We start from the raw sequence: 20,577 nt of genomic DNA on the forward strand, positions 1-20,577 counted from the left end.
ACGCTCCGCGTTCCAGCCACACCGCCACTGTCGAGCCAGACACCGATGTGACGCAGAGCGTCACGGGCTGCATTCCCACGCAGAGCGTGGGAACGATCATTCAGCAACGTTAGTCCGAAGGCCGAGCCCGCAAACGCCGCCCAATCACATCCAGCACATCACACCCATCGCGCAACGGAATGGCGCAGAGCAAGGCAAAGTCACTGAAAATGAAGGATTCGCACTCGACCGAACCGCGCATCGACATGTTCTCAAGCACCTGCGTCACCGCGCGAATTCGATAGTTGGCAGCGTCATACAAAACATCGAGCGGCGCGTGGGTATCGACGAACAGGGTCGGCATGTCGGTGCAGTTGCTGGTGAGCGCCATGAAGCGGCTTTTGGGGTGGGGCATTGGTTTTTCGTCGGGTGGGTCTGGCGTTAGCGTCGTCATTTGTAATTTCCATGAGTATGCATATGAGCTGCCAACGCACCCTCCTACAGGTTTGGGTGGCAGCCATGCGCAGGAGTAGGAGTACCGAGCACTCATGAACCTCGGCCACGCCGAAGCGTGTCCCGCGCATAGCCGCCGCGAACGATCTTACGGACACGAATTAAGCGCCGCAATCAAACGACAAAGCTGTTGCACCATGAGAGAGGGCTCCTACACCCTGCCACTGCATTCGCAGTGACAGCCAAAGACTATCGATGGAACGCATTTCACACCAGTTCATGGAATCCGCTACGACTTGAAGGAAACTTCCGATGACCTTGCCCAGAAATTTCGCCGACTGTAAGACCGCCTTCGCGGGCCTCGCTCCTATGGAATCGAGGCAGACCGCTAAATATGGGAAGATCCTGTAGGCAGAAAATCGGGCGCGGGGACTTTGCGGGGGATGGATCAGGAAAGAAGTCGGGAAAGGTTGAAATGGATGTAGGGCGATTCGCTGATTGGCGGCGACTAAGTCATGTTCAGCGAAGCGGCCCTAAATTCTGTAGTCGCATTGCATCAGACATATCGCGCGAGCCCCAAAAGATCGCAGCCTTCGGCAGCTCCTACAGGGTGTACGCCGATCAAATGTAGGAGCTGCCGAAGGCTGCGATCTTTTAAAGGGTTCACCACCGGCTGTGACCATCCGCCGCGCTGCCCTTACTGTTTCTCAACCGCAGGTGTATCGTATTCGCCTTTTGCAGGCCCCGTGCCTGTGGCTGATATGTGAGGTAGTTGAGTTCATGTCCTTTACCCGTCGACAAATACTCGGTGGCCTGGCCGGTCTTGTGGTGGTTGGCGTGGGGGCTGGTGGCGCGTCGCGTTATTGGCTGGGCAAGATGGCCGATGCAGACGCCGGCCACGACTATGAGCTGATCGCTGCACCACTGGACGTTGAACTGGTGGCCGGGCACAAGACCCCGGCCTGGGCGTTTGGCCCGTCGGCGCCGGGCACCGAGTTGCGCGTGCGTCAGGGCGAATGGTTGCGGGTGCGTTTCATCAACCACTTGCCGGTGGCGACCACTATTCACTGGCACGGCATCCGCCTGCCGCTGGAAATGGACGGCGTGCCGTATGTCTCGCAGTTACCGGTGCTGCCGGGCGAGTACTTCGACTATAAATTCCGCGTGCCCGACGCCGGCAGCTACTGGTATCACCCGCACGTGAACAGCAGCGAAGAGCTCGGTCGCGGATTGGTCGGCCCGCTGATTATCGAAGAGCGTGAGCCCACTGGTTTCAAGTACGAAAAAACCTTGAGCCTCAAGAGCTGGCACGTCGATGAAGAGGGCGCTTTCGTAGCGTTCAGCATTCCTCGTGAAGCGGCCCGTGGCGGCACGGCGGGGGGCTTGTCGACCATCAACGGCGTCTCGCAAGCGGTGATCGACTTGCCTGCCGGGCAGATCACTCGTGTACGCCTGCTCAACCTCGATAACACGCTGACGTACCGCCTCAACATCCCCGGTGTCGAAGCGCAGATCTATGCGCTGGATGGCAATCCGATTGAACCGCGCCCATTGGGCAAGGAATACTGGCTGGGGCCTGGCATGCGCATTTGCCTGGCGATCAAGGCACCGCCGGCCGGTGAAGAATTGTCCCTGCGCAACGGCCCGGTACGCCTGGGCACCTTTCGCTCAGTGGCCAATACCGACGCGCCGACCGCGTGGCCGCCGGCGCTGCCCGCCAACCCGGTGGCCGAGCCGGACCTGGCCAATGCCGAGAAACTCAACTTCAATTTTGAATGGGTAGGCTCGGTGTCGGTCAATGTCGAAAACGGCAAGCCGCCAAGCCTGTGGCAGATCAACGGCAAGGCCTGGGACATCACCGACAAGACCTGCGCCGATCGACCGATTGCCAAGCTCGAAAAGGGCAAAAGCTATATTTTCGAATTGAAGAACATGACTCAGTATCAGCACCCGATCCACCTGCACGGCATGAGCTTTAAAGTCATCGCCTCGAACCGGCACAAGATCATCCCGTACTTCACCGACACTTACCTGTTGGGCAAGAACGAGCGTGCGCAAGTGGCGCTGGTGGCGGATAACCCTGGGGTCTGGATGTTCCATTGCCATGTGGTCGACCACATGGAAACCGGCCTGATGGCCGCCATCGAGGTGGCGTGATGCGTCAGATTCGCCCCGCAGCGATTATCGACCGCAGCCGTGATCGCGACTTCATGCGCGAAGCCCTGGCCCTGGCCGCTCAAGGCGCGGCGCTGGGTGAAGTGCCGGTGGGCGCGGTGCTGGTGCAGGACGGTGAAATCATCGGGCGGGGTTTCAATTGCCCGATCAGCGGCAACGATCCCAGCGCCCACGCCGAGATGGTCGCGATTCGCGCCGCGGCCCAAGCCGCCAGCAACTATCGCCTGCCGGGCAGCACGCTCTACGTGACCCTGGAGCCGTGCAGCATGTGCGCCGGGCTGATCGTGCATTCGCGGATTGCGCGGGTGGTGTATGGCGCGCTGGAACCCAAGGCCGGGATTGTGCAGAGCCAGGGGCAGTTCTTTACCCAGGGCTTTTTGAATCACCGGGTGTTGTATGAGGGCGGGGTGTTGGCGGAGGAGTGTGGCGCGGTGTTGAGCGATTTTTTCAAGGCCAGAAGAGCCAAGCCAGCAGACTAAAACACCAATCCAGTGTGGGAGCGGGCTTGCTCGCGAATGCGGTGGGTCAGTCAACATCTGTGTTGAATGTTAGTCCGTATTCGCGAGCAAGCCCGCTCCCACATTTTGATCTCCATTGGTAGGGAGATCGGGGTTTTATTTGCGGGCGACGATGACGGCGCGCATCGGCGCCGGTAGCCCTTCGATCGTTTTGCTGTGATCCTGCGGATCAAGGAAATCGCTCAACGACTGATACTTCATCCACTCCGTCCCGCGTTGTTCCTCGACCGTGGTCACGCTCACATCCACGCAACGCACATCGCTGAAGCCGGCGCGGCGCAGCCACAGTTCCAGTGCCGGCACCGATGGCAGGAACCATACGTTACGCATCTGCGCGTAACGGTCTTCCGGCACCAACACCTGCTGCTGATCGCCTTCGATCACCAGCGTTTCCAGCACCAGTTCACCGCCCTTGACCAGGCAATCCTTCAGCGCCAGCAAATGCTCGATCGGCGAGCGGCGGTGGTAGAACACGCCCATGGAAAACACGGTGTCGAAGCCTTCCAGGTTGGGAGGGAGATCCTCAAAGGGAAACGGCAAGTGCCAGGCATTGGGCTCGGACAGGTAACGCTGCACGGCCTGGAACTGGCAGAAGAACAGCCAGTTCGGGTCAACACCAATCACACTGTCGGCCCCGGCGCCGAGCATGCGCCACATGTAGTAGCCGTTGCCACAGCCGACATCGAGGATGCGTTTGCCTTTCAAATCCAGATGTGGCGCGACTCGCGACCATTTCCAGTCCGAGCGCCATTCGGTGTCGACATGCACGCCGAACAGGTCGAACGGGCCTTTGCGCCAGGGCGATAAACCCATCAGTGCGGTGCGCATTTGTGCGCGGGTCTCAACGTCGCAATCGGTGTCCAGTTTCAGGCCGTTCAACAAATCGACTTCGCTAGGCTGAATCTTCGGCAACGCGTCCAGCGCGCTCTGCCAGCGTTCCAGGTCGCCGTGACCTTTTTCCATTTTTTTGTCGAGTTGCGCTTGCAGGGTGTTGGCCCATTCGGCCAGCGGAGTACCGGCCAGGCGGCGGGCTAGGGGGGACAGATCAATCATGGCAAGGCAATCAACGAGGCAAAGTTAAGACACTGGAACCATGGCACGACTTTCGAGAACCCGGCGGCCAGCAGGCGTTCGCGGTGTTCTTCGAGGCTGTCGGGCTTCATGACATTTTCGATGGCGCTGCGCTTCTGGGCAATTTCCAGTTCGCTGTAGCCGTTGGCGCGTTTGAAGGCCACGTGCAGGTCGGTGAGCAGCGCGTGTTCTTCGGGGTCGTTGAAGCGAAGCTTCTCCGAGAGAATCAGCGCGCCACCGGGCAGCAACGACTGGCGGATGCGCGCGAGCAACGCGGTGCGCTGGTCCGGGGCAATGAATTGCAGGGTAAAGTTCAGCGCCACCACCGAGGCTGGCTGGAATTCCAGGGCAAGGATATCGCCCTCGATCACTTCCACCGGCAGCAACTCCTGGAACATCGAGTCCTGGCCGTTGAGGTACTCACGGCAACGCTCGACCATGGCTGCGGAGTTATCCACAGCGATGACGCGGCAGCCGTCGGTGCGCACGTGACGGCGCAGGGCCTGAGTCACCGCGCCGAGGGACGAGCCCAGGTCGTAGAGCACGCTGTTGGGTTGGGCAAACTGCGCGGCGAGCACGCCGAGGTTTTCCACGATGGTCGGATAACCCGGCACCGAGCGCTTGATCATGTCCGGGAACACCCGCACCACGTCCTCGTTAAAGGCGAAGTCAGGCACCTGGGCCAAAGGCTGGGCGAAAAGGCGATCGGATTCTTTGCTCACGGCGGTTCCAGCGGCGTAGGTGGAAAAGGCTGGCATTTTAGCCAAATTGATGGGGGGATGCGCGGGTTGTCTGATAAAGCGCCGGCTCCGGAGTCTTCACCGTCAGTGATATTGCTATCGCGAGCAGGCTCGCTCCCACAAGGATTGCACTGTACTTGTGGGAGCGAGCCTGCTCGCGATGGATTCAGCGCGGTTTCTGATCGAACGCCGAAGCTGTAATTCCCCATTGCCCCAGCCAGTAGCTGAGGATGATCACATAAGGCGCGGCGTTGAACGGTGATACAAACCGGTTAATGCCAATCACGCTGTCAGAAAACACAAACGCCAGCGCGCCCGCCGCCGCCAGCAGCGCCGAGCGTTTGGGCACGTCGGTGCCGAATCGGGCCAGGGCGCGCCAGAGCATGGCGCTGATGGCCAGGCCATAAACGATTACCGGGACCAGTAACGGACCCAAGCCATTGGAAATCAGAATCCCCAGCAGTACCGCGCCGACGCTCAACGCGAGGATCAACGGCAACAGCGCCAGACGCCGGCAATCGCTCAAATAAGCCTTCAGATACGCCAGATGCGCGACCAAAAACGCCCCGAGGCCAAACACGAACAAATCCCCCGGCCATGCCAGCAACACGTCGCCGATCAGGGAGAAAATCAAACCCAGGCTGATCCAGCGCCGATAGTCGCTGGGTGGCGCGTCGTGCAACCAGCCGAGCAGGGCCAGCACCGGCAACGGTTTGACCAGCAGGCACAGCAACGCGGCATGCACGCTGAGGCCATACAGAAAGGTCACCGCGCCCATCAACGCCAGAATCAGCCAGCCCACGATCAGTTAACCGCGATGGCGCAGTCGAAGGTTTTCACCGCCGGTACTTCGGGTGCCCACGGCTGTGAATACGTCAGCCGCAACCGACCAGTGCCGGTGGCAAAGGCCTGGAAGCGCCAGGTAGAGAGGCCGGCGCTGCCGACAATCCCGGCGTCTTCCGGGTTGCTATAGACCTCGGGGCTGAGCGCGCGCAACACGCCACCGGCCGAATCCTGGATCGTCCAGCGATAACCCGTGGTCGGGTTGCTGGGCAGGGTCAGGATCAGGTTTTGCCCGTTGTTCAGTTGCACCGGGCATTCGCTTTGTTTTTCCACGGTCACGTTGTGTTTCGGTTGCGTGGCGCAAGCGCTCAGCAGGGCGAGGGCGAGGGGGATAAACAGGCGGGTGGGGGACATTAGTCAGCGGCTCCGGCATTCACGACGAACGGCGAGCATAACTGAAGATGAGACAAAGTGTGACGGCGTTGCGGGAGATGATCGTTCCCACGCTCTGCGTGGGAATGCATCCTGTGACGCTCTGCGTCACGCTGGTGAAGGGACGCGGAGCGTCCCGGGCGGCATTCCCACGCAGAGCGTGGGAACGATCAGTTACGGGGGTTAGAACAGAATCTTCGCCACATCCGCAAAGCGCTTGGCAAAATGCACGGTAATCCCTTCCTTCAGATAGTCCGGCAGTTCTTCAAAGCTTCCACGATTAGGCTCGGGCAGGATCAACTCGAAAATCTTCTGCCGCCGCGCTGCAATCACCTTCTCGCGCACCCCGCCAATCGGCAGCACATGCCCGGTCAGGGTCAGTTCGCCGGTCATGGCCACGCCTTTTTTCGGTGGCTGGTTGCGGGCCAGGGACAGCAGGGCGCTGGCCATGGTCACGCCGGCGCTCGGGCCGTCTTTCGGCGTGGCGCCTTCCGGTACGTGGAGGTGAACGAAGGCTTCGTCGAAGAACGTCGGATCACCGCCAAATTGCTTCAGATGGGAGCTGACGTAGCTGTATGCAATTTCTGCCGACTCTTTCATCACTTCCCCCAGTTGCCCGGTGAGTTTGAAGCCACGGTTGAGGGTGTGAATGCGCGTGGCTTCGATCGGCAGGGTCGCGCCGCCCATGCTGGTCCAGGCCAGCCCGGTGATCACGCCGATGCCGGACAGCACTTGTTCGTTGCGGAACACCGGTCGGCCGAGTGAGGCTTCCAGGTCTTTCGGCCCGAGCTTGATCACCGCTTTCGGTTCGTCGATCAGCTTCATCACGGCTTTGCGCACCAGTTTGCCGAGGTTTTTTTCCAGCTGGCGCACCCCGGCTTCACGGGCGTAGCCGTCGATCAAGGCTTTCAATGCGTTGTCGCTGATGCTCAGGCTACCCTTGGACACGCCCGCTTTCTCAAGCTGTTTCGGCCACAGGTGACGTTTGGCGATCGCGACTTTTTCTTCGGTGATGTAACCCGACAGGCGAATCACTTCCATCCGGTCCAGCAACGGGCCGGGAATCGAATCCAGGGTGTTGGCGGTGCAGACGAACAGCACTTTCGACAGGTCCAGGCGCAAATCCAGGTAGTGGTCGAGGAATTCGACGTTCTGTTCCGGATCGAGGGTTTCCAGCAGCGCCGAGGCGGGGTCGCCCTGGTAGCTCTGGCCCATTTTGTCGATCTCGTCGAGCATGATCACCGGGTTCATCACTTCGACGTCTTTCAACGCGTGGACCAGTTTGCCCGGTTGCGCACCGATGTAAGTGCGACGGTGGCCCTTGATCTCGGCTTCGTCGCGCATGCCGCCGACGCTGAAGCGATAGAACGGCCGGCCCAGGGTTTCGGCGATGGACTTGCCGACGCTGGTCTTGCCCACGCCCGGCGGGCCCACCAGCAACACGATGGAGCCGCTGATCTCGCCTTTATAGGCGCCGACCGCGAGAAATTCGAGGATGCGGTCCTTGATGTCATCAAGGCCGGCGTGGTGTTTGTCCAGCACCTTGCGCGCGTGTTTGAGGTCGAGTTTGTCCTCGCCGTACACGCCCCATGGCACTGAGGTCGCCCAGTCGAGGTAGTTACGGGTCACCGCGTATTCCGGTGAACCGGTCTCGAGGACCGACAGCTTGTTCATTTCCTCCTCGATGCGTTTCTGCGCCTGAGGTGGCAACACCTTGCCCGTCAGACGTTGCTCGAACTGCTCGATGTCGGCGCTGCGATCATCCTTGGTCAGGCCCAGCTCTTGCTGGATGACCTTGAGTTGTTCCTTGAGGAAGAACTCGCGCTGATGCTCGCCGATCTTGCGGTTCACTTCGGCAGAGATTTCTTTCTGCAGGCGCGCGACTTCGACTTCCTTGCGCAGCATCGGCAGGACTTTTTCCATGCGCTTGAGCATCGGCACGCAGTCGAGCACTTCTTGCAGCTCGCTGCCAGTGGCCGAGGTCAGGGCGGCGGCGAAGTCGGTCAACGGTGACGGGTCGTTGGGGCTGAAGCGGTTGAGGTAGTTTTTCAGCTCTTCGCTGTACAGCGGGTTGAGCGGCAGCAGTTCCTTGATCGCGTTGATCAGCGCCATGCCGTAGGCCTTGACCTCATCAGTCGGCTCAGTGGGCTGGTGCGGGTATTCGACTTCCACCAGGTACGGTGGGCGATGGTGTTTGAGCCAAGCTTTGATGCGCACCCGGCTCAGACCTTGGGCGACGAATTGCAGTTTGCCGTTTTCGCGACTGGCGTGGTGGACTTTGACCAGGGTGCCGTATTCCGGCAGGGCTTTGGTGTCGAAGTGGCGCGGGTCTTCCTGGGGAGTGTCCATGAAGAACAGGGCCAGGGAGTGGTGATCGGATTGGCTGACCAGTTCGAGGGTTTCGGCCCACGGTTCTTCGTTGACGATCACCGGCAATACTTGCGCCGGGAAGAAAGGCCGGTTGTGGATCGGGATGATGTAGACCTTGTCCGGCAGGTTCTGGCCAGGCAGGGCGAGGCCTTTGCCGGTGGAGTGGTGTTCGACGTTGTCTGTTTCGGCGTATTCGCTCGTGTCTTCGGGGAATTCTTGCTGGTCGGTCATGGGGCACCTGCGCAATGGGGTATGGGTCTTAGATGGGGCAGGTGGGGGGTGGTTTCAATGGGCCTGGATATTTCAGCGTGTGTGTTCAGGGTTTTGACAGCGCCCACAGGCGCGTCTTTCCAGACTGCTGAAAATCAAGATCAAAAGATCGCAACCTTCGGCAGCTCCTACAGGGGGATGGGTGACCTGAAACAATCGAGCACAAAAAAGGCGACCCCCTCTCAGGAGTCGCCTTTGCTTTACTGCCGCTACCGCTTATTCCGACAGTTTGTACGCAATCACATAGTCACCCTGTTTGGTGCCCAGCGATCCGTGACCGCCCGCAACAACGAGCACGTATTGCTTGCCGTCTTTGCCGGTGTAGGTCATCGGTGTGGTTTGCGCGCCTGCTGGCAGGCGGCCTTCCCACAGTTGCTTGCCGTTTTTCACGTCGTAGGCGCGCAGGTACTGGTCGAGGGTGCCGCTCAGGAAGGCTACGCCACCAGCGGTGGTGAAGGTCCCGCCCAGGCTCGGTACGCCCATGCTCAGAGGAATTGGAACCGGCGAGCTGTCGCGCACGGTGCCGTTCTTGTGCATCCAGATGGTTTTGTTGGTGGTCAAGTCGACCGCCGCCACGTAACCCCATGCCGGTGCCTGGCACGGCAGGCCCATTGGCGACAGCAGGGCTTCGAGGATCACCCCGTATGGCGCGCCTTTGTTGGGCTGCACGCCTTCGGTTTCGCTGACGCGAGGGCCTTGTTTGGCGATTTCGGCGGCCGGGATCAGTTTCGATTTGAACGCCATGTAGCTGGGGTTCACGAAAGCAATCTGACGCACCGGGTCAACCGAGATGCCGCCCCAATCGAACACGCCGAAGTTACCGGGATAAACGATCGAGCCTTGCAGCGATGGCGGAGTGAACATGCCGTCGTAGCGCAGGGATTTGAAGTCGATCCGGCACAGCATCTGATCGAACGGGGTCACGCCCCACATGTCGCGTTCCTTGAGAGTCGGCGGCACGAAGTTCAGGTCGGACATCGGTTGAGTCGGCGAAGTGTGGTCGCCTTCCACTGCGCCTTGCGGCACCGGAATTTCCTTGATCGGCACGATCGGCTGACCATTGCTGCGGTCCAGCACGTAGATGCTGCCTTGCTTGGTGGACGCGAGCACCGCTGGTTTCACACCGTCTGCGGTTTTCAGGTCCATCAGGGTTGGCTGGCCGCCGACGTCCATGTCCCACAGGTCATGGTGGGTGAACTGGAAGTGCCAGCGCACCTTGCCGGTGGCGATGTCCAGCGCGGTCAGGCCGGCGGCGTGCAGTTCCGATTCAGGGGTGCGTGCGCCACCGAACTGATCCGGGGTCTGGTTGCCCATCGGCAGGTAGATCATGCCGAGTTTTTCGTCGACGCTGAAGATGGACCACATGTTCGGCGAGTTGCGGGTGTAGACCTTGCCTTCGGCAATCGGCGTGGTGTCGTCCGGGTTGCCGCTGTCCCAGTTCCACACCAGTTTGCCGGTGTGCACGTCGAATGCGCGGATCACGCCGCTTGGTTCGTCGATGGAAACGTTGTCGGTCACGTGGCCGCCAATCACCACCAGGTCTTTGGTGACCGCCGGTGGAGAGGTGGAGTAATAACCGCCGGCGGTGAATTCACCGATGTTGGTCGTCAGGTCAACCTGGCCACCGTTGCCGAAGTCTTCGCACATTTTGCCGGTGTCGGCGTTCAGGGCGATCAGGCGGGTGTCGGCGGTCGGCAGGAAGATCCGGCGCGGGCAGACGCTGGCCACTGGCGCGTTGGCAGTGCCGGTCGGGCTCTGCTCGGAAGCATAGGCGGCGTCATCGTGATAGGTCACGCCACGGCAGGTCATGTGCGCCCAACCCTTGAAGTTCGCCGCGTTCTGCGTGGAGAGCTTCGGATCGAAACGCCAGAGTTCCTTGCCGGTGTCCGGGTCCAGCGCGATCACCTGGCTGTGCGGCGTGCAGACATAGAGCATGCCGTTGGCTTTGAGCGGGGTGTTTTCGGCGGTGGTTTCGCCCGGGTCGTTCGGGCCAGGCAGGTCGCCGGTGCGGTAGGTCCAGGCGGGCACCAGTTTGTTGACGTTCTGCGGCGTGATCTGCGCCAGAGGCGAGTAGCGATCGCCATGGGCGCTGCGGCCGTAAGAGTTCCAGTCGCCATCGGGCATGGCCGGGGCGGTGTTGCTCATGCCAGGCACGGCGTCACGATCCAGTTCGCCTTTGATTTCACCGGGGTTGGTGAACAGGCTGGCCAGCGCGGCGATACCGGCGATGACCACGGCAGCGCTCAGCACGCCGGTGCCGACCGGGTTGAACTCGCCGGTACGCAATGGGCGACGGAACCATGGCAGCAGCATGACGATACCGAGGGCAAAGAGCAGCGCCAGACGTGGCACCAGTTGCCACCAGTCCAGGCCGACTTCCCACAGTGCCCAGACCGTACTGGCGAACAGCACCACCGCGTACAGGCTCAGCGCTGCATAACGATCGGCAAGCAGCAGCCCACCGGTCAGCATCAGGCCGATACCGGCCAGCAGGTAATACAGCGAGCCGCCGAGCATGCTCAGCTTGATCCCCCCGGCCAGCAAGGCCAGGCCCATTAGTAGAAGCACGATACCGAGCAGGCTCGGCAGCAGACGGCTTCGACTGAAAGCACCATCAGCGCTCATAGTGTGGTTCTCCGTGACGTTTTAAGTAAGCCCGCGCAAGTTCACTGTAGATGACGATCTGGCGCGGGCAGGGTTCATAGAAACAAAGTGTTCGGTTGATGCGGTCCTTGTGGGAGCGGGCTTGCTCGCGAAGAGGCCATCACATTCAACATCCTGGTTGCCTGATAGACCGCTTTCGCGAGCAAGCCCGCTCCCACAGGTTTTGTGCCGTTAGTTAGAACGACGACTGGATCTTGATCCCGCCAATCAGCGCGTCATCGACCTTGTCCACGCCACCGGGGTGGCGGATGTATTGCAGGTTCGGGCGCACGGTCAGCCAGTTCGTGACGTGCACGCCGTAATAGAGCTCGCTGCTGTATTCGGTGTCTTGCGGTGGCAGGAACGATGGGTCGTCGTAGTCGAAGACGGCGCGGGCCTGATTGGTAGCCTCGGCGTTCTTGCGAAAGGCCGGGTTGACGTGGACACGGGCCAGGGCAAAACCGATGTCGTCCCTGGCGCGGGCATCGAACAAGCCTTTGTAGACGACGCCGGCCTGGACGTAGTTATCGATGGCGTTGGTTTTCTTGTCGTGCATCGTGCCATTGGCGAACACGCTCAGGCCCCGAGAGTGGTCACTGGCGCGGCTGGTCAGCTGCTGCTGAATACCGAGCCATACGCCGTGCTTGCTCGATGCGCTGCGATAAGCCTCGCCAGTCAGGGCTGCTGGCTGGCCGTTGCTGTCCTTGTAGACGTCGGTGGCCGTGGCGTTGCTGTAGTAGTAACCGGCACGGTATTCACCCGGCAGGCCATTGAATTTCGGAGTCCAGACCAGCTCCACCGGCAGGATCGCGCCCTGTGTGCCGCTGCCGCTGAGCTTGAAACCATTATCGCGATCAAGGTTGGACGGGTTTTGCTCGTAAGCCCCGACCTGCGCGTACAACTGCGGCGTCAGGTGATATTTGACGCGCATCGCCCACTGGCTGACCGGCCAGTTGTACCAGATGTCGCCCACCCAGTTGCCGACCTGGGAACCGCAGAACGCCAGGTTCTGGAAGTCGCAGGGGAAGCTGTTGAAGTCTTCGCCCTCGCCGAAGCGACCAACCTTGATGTCGAGCTTCTGATCGAAGAATTTCTGCTGATACCACATCTGCGTCAGGCGCCAGGTCTGGCCGCGGCCCCAGACTTCCTGAGCCGAGGTGAAACCGCCGACCCGCGGATCGTTGATCCGGTCGTTGCTGATGTTGTTGCCGTTGCGCTCGGTGATGGTCAGCTGAAATTCGGCGTCGTCCCAGCCGAGAATTTTCTGCAAGTCCAGATGAGTGCCAAAGCCGAACTGGTCGCTGTAGCGAGCGGTGCGGTCATGGTCATAGCCGCCGTGCAGGTTGCTGCCCATTTCACCGGTGTAATCGACCTTGAAGTCGTAGCCCTTTTCCGAAAGTTCGGTGCGCGTGCCGTTCCAGTCACCGAGCATCCACGGTGAATCGCTATCGAAGGCCGGCGCAGCCTGGATGCAGGTGGCGAGACCCAACGCGGTGAATCCGCCAATCAGGATGAGGGCTTTTCGATTGGCCACAGGGGATAAGACAGCGCTGTCTCGCGGAGTATGAAAATCAGGCATAGAGAAGAAATTCTTGGTCTTTTTCTAAAGGGGGTGAACTGAACGCAGCAGGAATGAAGCAGGGGAGAAGCGTTTCAGCTGGACGGGCGTAAGGATAATGTTCTGTTACACATAGAGAAAGGGCTTTTACTGACATGGATCCTTTCGGATTTCGTAACAGTCGGTTGCGACCGGTCGCCGCAGTGCCAGGTGGTGCCAAAAAAAAGGCGGACTCAAGCGTCCGCCCCCTTATGTTTCAGTGCCGTTAATTCATCAGATAGACCGGGAAACACTCACACAAATGCATCACCCGTCGACGGACATTGTCCAGCAGCGCCGCATTGGTCGGTTGCTCAAGCAGGTCGGCAATCAGGTTGGCCACTTCGGCACACTCGGCTTCGCCAAAGCCCCGCGTGGTCAGGGCGGGTGTGCCAATGCGAATGCCGCTGGTGATCGCAGGTTTTTGCGGATCGTCGGGGATCGCGTTCTTGTTCAAGGTGATGTGGGCGCTCTCGAGCAACGCCTCGGCATCTTTTCCGGTGATGTTCTTCGTGCGCAGATCGAGCAGGAACATGTGGCAATCGGTGCCACCTGACACCACCCGCACGCCCCGTCGAGTAAGGATGTTCGCCATGGTCCTGGCGTTGTCGATGACGCGTTGCTGATAGTGCTTGAACTCATTACCGTGGGCTTCGTTGAACGCTACGGCCTTGGCGGCGATGACGTGCATCAGAGGTCCACCCTGATAGACCGGGAATATCGTCTTGTCGAGCAACGCCGCATGTTCGCGTTTAGCCAGAATCAGACCGCCCCGTGGGCCGCGCAGCGTTTTATGAGTGGTCGAGGTGACGAAGTCGGCAATGCCGACCGGCGAGGGGTACAGGCCGGCTGCGATGAGTCCGGCGTAGTGCGCCATGTCGACCATCAGGTATGCCCCGATTTCATCGCATATTTTGCGAAAACGCTGGAAGTCGATGGTTCTGGAATACGCCGAGGCACCGGCAATGATCATTTTCGGCCGGTGTTCCCGGGCCAGGGCTTCCATCTCGGCGTAGTCGAGGGTTTCGCTGTGTTTTTCCAGGCCGTAAGAGTACGCGTTGTAGAACTTGCCGGAGAAGTTTACCGAGGCGCCATGGGTCAAGTGGCCGCCATCGGCCAGGGACATTCCCAGAATCGTGTCGCCAAGGTTGAGCACGGCGAGGAACACGGCCTGATTGGCCTGGGAACCGGAGTGCGGCTGGACGTTGGCATATTCGCTGCCAAACAGTTTGCAGGCACGTTCGATGGCGAGGCTTTCGATCTCGTCGACCACCTTGCAGCCGCCGTAATAGCGCTTGCCCGGGTAGCCTTCGGCGTACTTATTGGTCAGCACCGAACCTTGGGCTTCCAGCACTTCTTCGCTGACGTAGTTTTCCGAGGCGATCAGTTCCAGATGGGTTTCCTGGCGGTTGCGTTCGCGGCCGATCAGGCGAGCGAGGGTTGGGTCTAAATTCTTCAGGCTCATGGAGTCTTCCTTTCAATAAGTGCTTCGGCCAAGGGGGCTGGTGCGTGATACGGCAACAGCCCTCGCTGGCCGTTACCGCGCGCATGCCCTTGAGACTATTGCGCCGCCGACCTCGATGAAGTCGTAACGAGCGGTCATGGTCGGCTGCCCTCGGCCACGGTGCTGGCCTTGCTTTCTCGGGTGTAGGTCAGTACGAAATGTGCCACGAGCCCGAAGATCAGCCCCCAGAATGCAGCGGCCAGCCCCAGGAAACTCATGCCCGAGGCGGTGACCAGGAAGGTGATCAGCGCCGCTTCACGTTGTTTCTCGTCAGCCATGGCGCCGGTCAGCCCGGCGCTGATCGCCCCGAACAGGGCCAGGCCGGCGAGCGAGGCGATCAGCTCTTTGGGCAAGGCAGAAAACACCGAAGCCAGAGTCGCGCCGAAGGTGCCCATCAGAATGTAGAACACCCCGCAGGCGATCCCGGCGATGTAACGTTTGTCGCGATCTTCATGGGCTTCGCGGCCGGTGCAGATAGCGGCGGTGATGGCCGCAAGGTTAAAGCCATGGGAGCCGAAGGGCGCCATCAAAACTGAACCGATGGCCGTGACCGAAATGATCGAGCGCGCGGGGGTGTTGTAGCCCGAGGTGCGCAACACCGCCATGCCCGGCACGTACTGCCCGGTCAGGGTGACGAGGGCCAGCGGCAGGCCGATATTGATGATCGCGTGCCAGCTCCACTGCGGGGCGATAAAGATCGGGTGGGCGACATCGATGGTGATCGAACCTGTGTTGAGTTCACCGAACGAGGCGGCCACGGCGCAGCCGACAATCAATACCGACAGGATGGCGTAGCGCGGTGAAAAGCGTTTGAAGATCAGGTACGCCGCGATCATTGACAGCACCAGGCTCGGCTGCAGCTTGATCGAGGTGAAGAGTTCGGCGCCGAAACGAAACAGGATGCCGGCGAGCATGGCGGCGGCGATGGCTTTTGGCAGGCGACTCATCAGTTTGTCGAACGCACCGGACAGGCCGACCACCGCGATAATCACCGAAGCCACCACATAGGCGCCGATGGCCTCGGGCAGGGAGACCGTGGGCAGCATCGACACCAGCAACGCCGCGCCTGGTGTCGACCAAGCCGTAATCACCGGAACCCGCAAACGCCAGCTCAATAACAGACCGGTAATGCCGCTGCCGATGGAAATCGCCCAGATCCAGGACGACACTTGATCATTGGGCAGGTGTGCCTCCCGGGCCGCCTGAAACACGATGATCAGCGGGCCGGCATAGGAAATGATCACGGCGATGAAGCCTGCAATGACCGCTGACAGGGATAGATCCTTTCTGAGTGTGTCCATGATGTCTCGACTTGGCGTGGCGGGCACGCGGTGATTCAGAATTGAAATTGAGTCGATTGCTTCGATTCGAGATGAGTGTATTTGAATGAATTGAGTTGGTTCAATAGGCGAGAAGGTTGTTACGAGATGTTTTTTTGCTATCAAAGGGTATTTTTCAGATTTTTTCCAAATAAGTATTTGATTTATAAATAAATATTGTTGTTGAAAAATATTTTTCATGAAAGATGATTTTCGATTAAATCGCCGAATCAATCGACTCAATTTATTGATTGAGTCCATTTATTAGTTGCCTAACCACCATGTGATATGCTCGGATATTCATCATTTCTACGATGGTAGTGATCATTCATGTGGGTTCCTCAGCTAAGCGAGTTCAGCCAGCCGATGTATTTGTCGATTGCCGACGCGTTGGCGCGCGATATCAGCAACGGCGTGCTGAACGAAGGTGATCGTCTGCCGACTCTGCGGGAGCTGGCCACCACGCTGAATGTCACGCCCGGTACCATCAGCCGTGCCTATAGCGAAGCCCATCGGCGGCGTCTGGTGCAGGGGGAAGTGGGGCGTGGCACTTATGTACTCAACCAGAAGCAGTTGGAATTGCCGGCCAGCAACAGTGCCGTCTCGCTGAATCTTGGGCAGTCTGAATTACTGGATCTTTCGATCATCAAGCCTTACAGCGAAACCCTGGAATACTGGTTGCGCGGAGCATTGGTGGACATGGCCAAAAGCACGGATTTTGCCCATGCCCTCGATTACGCACCCGATGGCGGTCATCCGGCTCATCGCGAGGCGGGCGCGCAATGGCTGCGCCACTCGTTGCCCGATGCGCAATGGCAGCAAGTGGTGATCACCGCCGGCGCACAGCATGGTTTGATGGTCGCGATGAGTGCGCTGACCAACGCCGGTGATCTGGTGCTCTGCGAGGCGCTGTGCTATCCCGGCATCATTTCCCTTGCCCATGGGCTGGAACGACGTCTGCGTGGCGTGCCAATGGACGATGAAGGGATCATTCCCGAAGCGTTACGCGAACTGTGCCAGCGTGAGAAACCGGCGATGCTGGTCTGCGTGGCGACCTGTCAGAACCCGACGGCCGCCATCATGTCGCAAAAACGTCGGGCGCAGATCGCGGCATTGGCCGAGGAGTTCGACTTCATCATTCTGGACGATGACATCTACGGTTTTCTGGCCACAGACCCGTCGATCAAACCGCTGTCGGCGTTTGCCCCGGATCGTTCGGTGTACCTGACCAGTCTGTCGAAGTCGGTCATGCCGGCCTTGCGGATTGGCTATCTCTATAGCCCGCCGAAACTGCTGTCACGCCTGACCTCCATGGTACGCAGCAGCGTCTGGATGCCGTCGCCATTGACCGCTCAGTTGGCCAGTAATGTGATCACGCAGGGGTTGGATAAAAAGCTGATCCGTATTCAGCGCAACGAAGCCGCCGGGCGGCAGGCGATTGCTCAGGAAATCTTCGCCAATTTCGAGCTCAAGACCCAGCCGTATTCCTACCACGTCTGGTTGACGTTGCCCGAACCCTGGACCAGTGACGAATTCACCATGCTGGCCCGTGCCAACGGTGTGCTGGTCCTCAGTGGCACCCAGTTCCAGGCCGAACGTAGCGGCATTACCCGCTGCGTGCGATTGGTGTTGATGTCGCCCACCAGCCAGGACGAATTGAGGTTTGCCCTGACCAAGCTGGCCAGTCTGATCGATTCGGACCCGCGTCGTTATTACTGAGTCCTGGCAGTATCTCCTGACGTTTGCCCCTCAGATGATGGCCAACTCGCCTACAGTTAATTCAGCATCTGACGAAAGCCTCTGTCCGGAGCCCTTCCACCGGGCGAAAGCCTCCGCTAAGGTGCGCGGCTTCCCATCCTTTCATCGCTCGAAGGCCCGGCATGACCGAACAGAACACCAACCCCCTGCACGGCGTGACGCTGGAGCAAATCCTCAACGCCCTGGTTGAGCACTACGAATGGTCGGGGCTGGCCGAGCGTATCGATATCCGCTGCTTCAAGAGTGACCCGAGCATCAAGTCGAGCCTTACATTCCTGCGCAAAACCCCATGGGCGCGGGAGAAGGTCGAACGCCTGTACGTGAAGCTGATGCGCACCAAGCGACCGGTCTGAGCATGGTCATACCCTCGACCGCGAGGCGTCGTTGTGTTGCCGTGGCGGCAATTCTGGGCTGGGCGGGCTTGAGCATTCAGATGTACCTGATTCTCTATGCCCGCTGGAGTATCGCGGCCAGTCTGCTGGGTGGGCTGGTGAGTTTTTTCAGCTTTTTCACTGTGCTGACCAATACGCTGGTGGCGGTGGTGCTGACCTGTGAACTGACGTCCCGCGAATCCGCTGCGCGCCGCTGGTTTTTACAGCCGTGGGTTAGCAGTGCAATTGCGGTGAGCATCGCCGTGGTCGGTTTGGCGTACAGCCTGTTACTGCGTCATTTATGGCATCCCGAAGGCTGGCAATGGCTGGCCGACGAGCTGATGCATGACGTCATGCCGCTGCTGTTTCTGGTTTATTGGTGGTTCTGTGTGCCCAAAGGTACGTTGCGCCTGCGGCACATTGCGGTGTGGATGATCTATCCGCTGGTGTACTTCGGCTATGCGTTATGGCGCGGGCATCTGCTGGCGGTTTATCCCTATCCGTTCATTGATGTGGACAAGCTGGGTTATCCACAGGTGTTTGTGAATGCAGGGGGATTGTTGGCGGGGTTTGTGCTGATTGCGTTGTTGGTGGTCGGGCTGGATCGGTGGCGAGACACGACACGCACTTTGTAGCAGCTGGCGCAGCCTGCGTTCGGCTGCGCAGCAGTCGTAAAGTCAGACAACGTATAGCATCAGGTAAATCGAGTGCTCAGGTTCTACGACTGCTTCGCAGCCGAACGCAGGCTGCGCCAGCTGCTACGGATCGCGGGATGACTGAGCTCCTCGCCACAATATGAATTGCTGTTATTCCTCGTCACTGTCATCCAGCCGCCAGTAGCCGACCGCTTTGACGAATTGCTCATCCAGCCCATGCTCATCGAGCAATACCCGACGGATCTGCCGCGACACTTTGGACTCAGTCGCCACCCACGCATACAGATTGCCATCGGGCACCTTGATCTGTTGCACGGTGGTCAGCAGGTTGTTTTTGCCTCCCTCACGCAGCACCCAGATCACATCGACCTGGGCGGCGCTTTCCAGGCGTTGTTGTTCGGCGCCGTTTTCCACTTCCACGATCACCAGCGCATGCCGATTGGCAGCCAGGCCTTCAAGGCGGCGGGCGATGGCGGGCAGGGCGGTTTCGTCGCCGATCAGCAGGTAGCTGTCGAAGATGTCCGGCACGATCATTGAACCCCGTGGCCCCCCGATGTGCAGGAACTGGCCCGTTTTGGCCTGCTCGGCCCACGTCGAGGCAGGGCCATCGCCGTGCAGCACGAAATCGATGTCCAGTTCCAGAGTGTCGAGGTCGTAGCGGCGCGGGGTGTAGTCGCGCATTTCGGGCAACGGGCCGTTGTCTTTGCCGGCGCCCAGCACCAGGTTTTCCAGCGCTGCCTCTTGCTCGGCATTTTGTGGGAACAGCAGTTTTACATGGTCGTCCGTTCCGAGGCTGACGAAGCCTGCCAGCTCAGGGCCACCCAGCGTAATCCTGCGCATACGTGGCGTCAGGTCGACCACCCGCAGCACTTCCAGGCGACGGCGTTTGATCTCATGCATGACGCGGTGAATGGATTGGGATGGGGATTGCAGGATCACGTCAGTCATTCGGCTTTCTCCTGAACAGGTTGAACAGCGGGGCCATCGACGATGGCCTTGGCGGTGTTGTTGAGCAGGTCGCGCACTCGCAGGATTTCTTCCGGGCTCCAGCGACCATGGTGCATTTGCAAGGCATGGCGCAGGTTGTGCACCGCTTCGTGAATTTCGGCGGGGCGGTCATGGCCGCGCAATGAGCGCTTGCTGACTTCGATGCGCATGCGCACGCCGTCCAGGGCAATCGCTTGTTCACTTAAAGACAGACGTCCGGCGTCGGTGATGCTGTAGCGTTTTTTTCCGCCTTCGGCATCGCCCAGGATCATTTCGCTTTCTTCAAGGAAGGTCAGGGTTGGGTAGATCACACCGGGGCTGGGGCTGTAGGCGCCGTCGAACATGCTTTCGATCTGGCGGATAAGGTCATAGCCATGGCACGGCTGCTCGGCGATCAGTGCCAGCAGCAGCAATTTCAGGTCGCCGGGGGCGAATACCCGTGGGCCGCGCCCACCACGTTCGCGGCCAGGGCCGGGGCGTTTCTCGAAGCCGTCGCGGCCGTCGCCGTGTTCACGGTGGGGGGAATGATGGTCTCTCATTTTTGCGTTCTCTCGTCATGTTTAGATACAACGTAAGATATATCTTAAGACCGGAGCAAGCGCTTCAGACCAACGGCGCCTCTGTGCCGGGTCGAAAAAACAATCCGACGAGGAAAAAACACAAAGGAATTCACATTCATGCACCTGTTAATCACAGAGAATTAGTGTTAACTCTCTAATACATGGACATTGACCTTTAATTTCAGGGAGTGTGGTATTTGTCTTACGGAAGTTGCACGGTATTGCACAAGTAAGGCGGGTCGTGTTTTGCATGATTTGTAGTCCGTCTCTTACAGTCACTGTTTGATTATTTCAATATATCGGGTTTTTTCACGCTGCTGCCATGTCTATTAGGCTACACGCTCATCAGAAGTTGCCTGCTTACTTTCAAGAGAGATTGCTTGATGATCTT

Annotated in this window: 17 protein-coding genes; 5 read left to right on the forward strand and 12 right to left on the reverse strand. The window is 59.4% G+C overall.

Annotation, left to right across the window (positions count from 1 at the left end; translation table 11 throughout):
• Positions 1-109 precede the first annotated feature (109 nt).
• Positions 110-433, reverse strand: coding sequence for a hypothetical protein (locus tag IB250_RS21970; protein WP_192345561.1), 324 nt, complete (start codon positions 431-433; stop codon positions 110-112).
• A 779-nt stretch (positions 434-1,212) separates the two neighbouring features.
• Here IB250_RS21970 and IB250_RS21975 point away from each other — a divergent pair.
• The gene (locus tag IB250_RS21975; protein ID WP_192345562.1) at positions 1,213-2,589 is read left to right on the forward strand and encodes a multicopper oxidase family protein; all 1,377 of its coding nucleotides are present in this window, start codon (positions 1,213-1,215) and stop codon (positions 2,587-2,589) included.
• Positions 2,589-3,086 (forward strand): tRNA adenosine(34) deaminase TadA, encoded by a 498-nt coding sequence (gene tadA / locus IB250_RS21980; protein WP_192345563.1) that lies wholly within the window; start codon positions 2,589-2,591, stop codon positions 3,084-3,086. Before IB250_RS21975 ends, tadA begins: the two co-directional genes overlap by 1 nt.
• A gap of 135 nt (positions 3,087-3,221) precedes the next feature.
• On the opposite strand, the gene cmoB is transcribed toward tadA, so the two are convergent.
• The 9 genes from cmoB to IB250_RS22025 all read right to left on the reverse strand — a co-directional run bounded on the left by cmoB (position 3,222) and on the right by IB250_RS22025 (position 15,836).
• The gene (gene cmoB, locus IB250_RS21985) at positions 3,222-4,178 is read right to left on the reverse strand and encodes a tRNA 5-methoxyuridine(34)/uridine 5-oxyacetic acid(34) synthase CmoB (RefSeq protein ID WP_123500586.1); all 957 of its coding nucleotides are present in this window, start codon (positions 4,176-4,178) and stop codon (positions 3,222-3,224) included.
• Positions 4,175-4,954 (reverse strand): carboxy-S-adenosyl-L-methionine synthase CmoA, encoded by a 780-nt coding sequence (gene cmoA, locus IB250_RS21990; protein WP_019647788.1) that lies wholly within the window; start codon positions 4,952-4,954, stop codon positions 4,175-4,177. Before cmoA ends, cmoB begins: the two co-directional genes overlap by 4 nt.
• A 148-nt stretch (positions 4,955-5,102) precedes the next feature.
• Entirely contained in the window at positions 5,103-5,738 is a 636-nt protein-coding gene (locus tag IB250_RS21995; protein ID WP_192345564.1) for a lysoplasmalogenase, read from the reverse strand.
• Between the two features lie 2 nt (positions 5,739-5,740).
• A complete protein-coding gene (locus IB250_RS22000; protein ID WP_192345565.1) occupies positions 5,741-6,133 on the reverse strand; it encodes a protease inhibitor I42 family protein in 393 nt (130 codons plus the stop codon).
• A 201-nt stretch (positions 6,134-6,334) separates the two neighbouring features.
• A complete protein-coding gene (lon, locus tag IB250_RS22005) occupies positions 6,335-8,752 on the reverse strand; it encodes an endopeptidase La (protein WP_192345566.1) in 2,418 nt (805 codons plus the stop codon).
• A gap of 255 nt (positions 8,753-9,007) precedes the next feature.
• Positions 9,008-11,416 (reverse strand): glucose/quinate/shikimate family membrane-bound PQQ-dependent dehydrogenase, encoded by a 2,409-nt coding sequence (locus IB250_RS22010; protein ID WP_192345567.1) that lies wholly within the window; start codon positions 11,414-11,416, stop codon positions 9,008-9,010.
• A 214-nt stretch (positions 11,417-11,630) separates the two neighbouring features.
• Positions 11,631-13,013, reverse strand: coding sequence for a carbohydrate porin (locus IB250_RS22015; protein WP_192345568.1), 1,383 nt, complete (start codon positions 13,011-13,013; stop codon positions 11,631-11,633).
• A gap of 244 nt (positions 13,014-13,257) precedes the next feature.
• Positions 13,258-14,496 carry a serine hydroxymethyltransferase gene (glyA, locus tag IB250_RS22020; protein ID WP_192345569.1) on the reverse strand — a complete coding sequence of 413 codons (1,239 nt, stop codon included), beginning with the start codon at positions 14,494-14,496 and terminating at the stop codon, positions 13,258-13,260.
• A gap of 134 nt (positions 14,497-14,630) precedes the next feature.
• Positions 14,631-15,836, reverse strand: a complete 1,206-nt coding sequence (locus tag IB250_RS22025; protein ID WP_123500600.1) for a benzoate/H(+) symporter BenE family transporter — start codon at positions 15,834-15,836, stop codon at positions 14,631-14,633.
• A 348-nt stretch (positions 15,837-16,184) separates the two neighbouring features.
• On the opposite strand from IB250_RS22025, the gene IB250_RS22030 reads away from it, so the two are divergent.
• The 3 genes from IB250_RS22030 (at position 16,185) to IB250_RS22040 (ending at position 18,618) form a co-directional block, all read left to right on the forward strand.
• Positions 16,185-17,573, forward strand: a complete 1,389-nt coding sequence (locus tag IB250_RS22030) for a PLP-dependent aminotransferase family protein (RefSeq protein WP_063341427.1) — start codon at positions 16,185-16,187, stop codon at positions 17,571-17,573.
• Positions 17,574-17,734: 161 nt separating this feature from the next.
• Positions 17,735-17,965, forward strand: a complete 231-nt coding sequence (locus tag IB250_RS22035) for a VF530 family DNA-binding protein (protein WP_007941719.1) — start codon at positions 17,735-17,737, stop codon at positions 17,963-17,965.
• A gap of 2 nt (positions 17,966-17,967) precedes the next feature.
• Complete coding sequence (locus IB250_RS22040; protein ID WP_192345570.1) at positions 17,968-18,618, forward strand: Pr6Pr family membrane protein; 651 nt, start codon at positions 17,968-17,970, stop codon at positions 18,616-18,618.
• Positions 18,619-18,789: 171 nt separating this feature from the next.
• On the opposite strand, the gene IB250_RS22045 is transcribed toward IB250_RS22040, so the two are convergent.
• Together IB250_RS22045 and IB250_RS22050 are read right to left on the reverse strand one after the other, a co-directional pair.
• The gene (locus tag IB250_RS22045; RefSeq protein WP_192345571.1) at positions 18,790-19,587 is read right to left on the reverse strand and encodes a siderophore-interacting protein; all 798 of its coding nucleotides are present in this window, start codon (positions 19,585-19,587) and stop codon (positions 18,790-18,792) included.
• Positions 19,584-20,165, reverse strand: a complete 582-nt coding sequence (locus IB250_RS22050; protein WP_008010671.1) for a PadR family transcriptional regulator — start codon at positions 20,163-20,165, stop codon at positions 19,584-19,586. The genes IB250_RS22045 and IB250_RS22050 overlap by 4 nt, the downstream gene beginning before the upstream one ends.
• Between the last annotated feature and the right edge of the window lie 412 nt (positions 20,166-20,577).

It is taken from the genome of Pseudomonas sp. PDM09 (assembly GCF_014852305.1).
Lineage (GTDB): Bacteria > Pseudomonadota > Gammaproteobacteria > Pseudomonadales > Pseudomonadaceae > Aquipseudomonas.

What these genes read in the sequence shown, in the direction of transcription:
- IB250_RS22030 (WP_063341427.1), top strand. Translation starts at nt 16,185, where the DNA reads ATGTGGGTTCCTCAGCTAAGCGAGTTCAGCCAGCCGATGTATTTGTCG.
- IB250_RS22010 (WP_192345567.1), bottom strand. Translation starts at nt 11,416, where the DNA reads ATGAGCGCTGATGGTGCTTTCAGTCGAAGCCGTCTGCTGCCGAGCCTG.
- IB250_RS22045 (WP_192345571.1), bottom strand. Translation starts at nt 19,587, where the DNA reads ATGACTGACGTGATCCTGCAATCCCCATCCCAATCCATTCACCGCGTC.
- IB250_RS22040 (WP_192345570.1), top strand. Translation starts at nt 17,968, where the DNA reads ATGGTCATACCCTCGACCGCGAGGCGTCGTTGTGTTGCCGTGGCGGCA.
- IB250_RS22000 (WP_192345565.1), bottom strand. Translation starts at nt 6,133, where the DNA reads ATGTCCCCCACCCGCCTGTTTATCCCCCTCGCCCTCGCCCTGCTGAGC.
- glyA (WP_192345569.1), bottom strand. Translation starts at nt 14,496, where the DNA reads ATGAGCCTGAAGAATTTAGACCCAACCCTCGCTCGCCTGATCGGCCGC.
- IB250_RS22025 (WP_123500600.1), bottom strand. Translation starts at nt 15,836, where the DNA reads ATGGACACACTCAGAAAGGATCTATCCCTGTCAGCGGTCATTGCAGGC.
- IB250_RS22015 (WP_192345568.1), bottom strand. Translation starts at nt 13,013, where the DNA reads ATGCCTGATTTTCATACTCCGCGAGACAGCGCTGTCTTATCCCCTGTG.
- cmoA (WP_019647788.1), bottom strand. Translation starts at nt 4,954, where the DNA reads ATGCCAGCCTTTTCCACCTACGCCGCTGGAACCGCCGTGAGCAAAGAA.
- lon (WP_192345566.1), bottom strand. Translation starts at nt 8,752, where the DNA reads ATGACCGACCAGCAAGAATTCCCCGAAGACACGAGCGAATACGCCGAA.
- IB250_RS21975 (WP_192345562.1), top strand. Translation starts at nt 1,213, where the DNA reads ATGTCCTTTACCCGTCGACAAATACTCGGTGGCCTGGCCGGTCTTGTG.
- IB250_RS21970 (WP_192345561.1), bottom strand. Translation starts at nt 433, where the DNA reads ATGACGACGCTAACGCCAGACCCACCCGACGAAAAACCAATGCCCCAC.
- IB250_RS22035 (WP_007941719.1), top strand. Translation starts at nt 17,735, where the DNA reads ATGACCGAACAGAACACCAACCCCCTGCACGGCGTGACGCTGGAGCAA.
- cmoB (WP_123500586.1), bottom strand. Translation starts at nt 4,178, where the DNA reads ATGATTGATCTGTCCCCCCTAGCCCGCCGCCTGGCCGGTACTCCGCTG.
- IB250_RS22050 (WP_008010671.1), bottom strand. Translation starts at nt 20,165, where the DNA reads ATGAGAGACCATCATTCCCCCCACCGTGAACACGGCGACGGCCGCGAC.
- tadA (WP_192345563.1), top strand. Translation starts at nt 2,589, where the DNA reads ATGCGTCAGATTCGCCCCGCAGCGATTATCGACCGCAGCCGTGATCGC.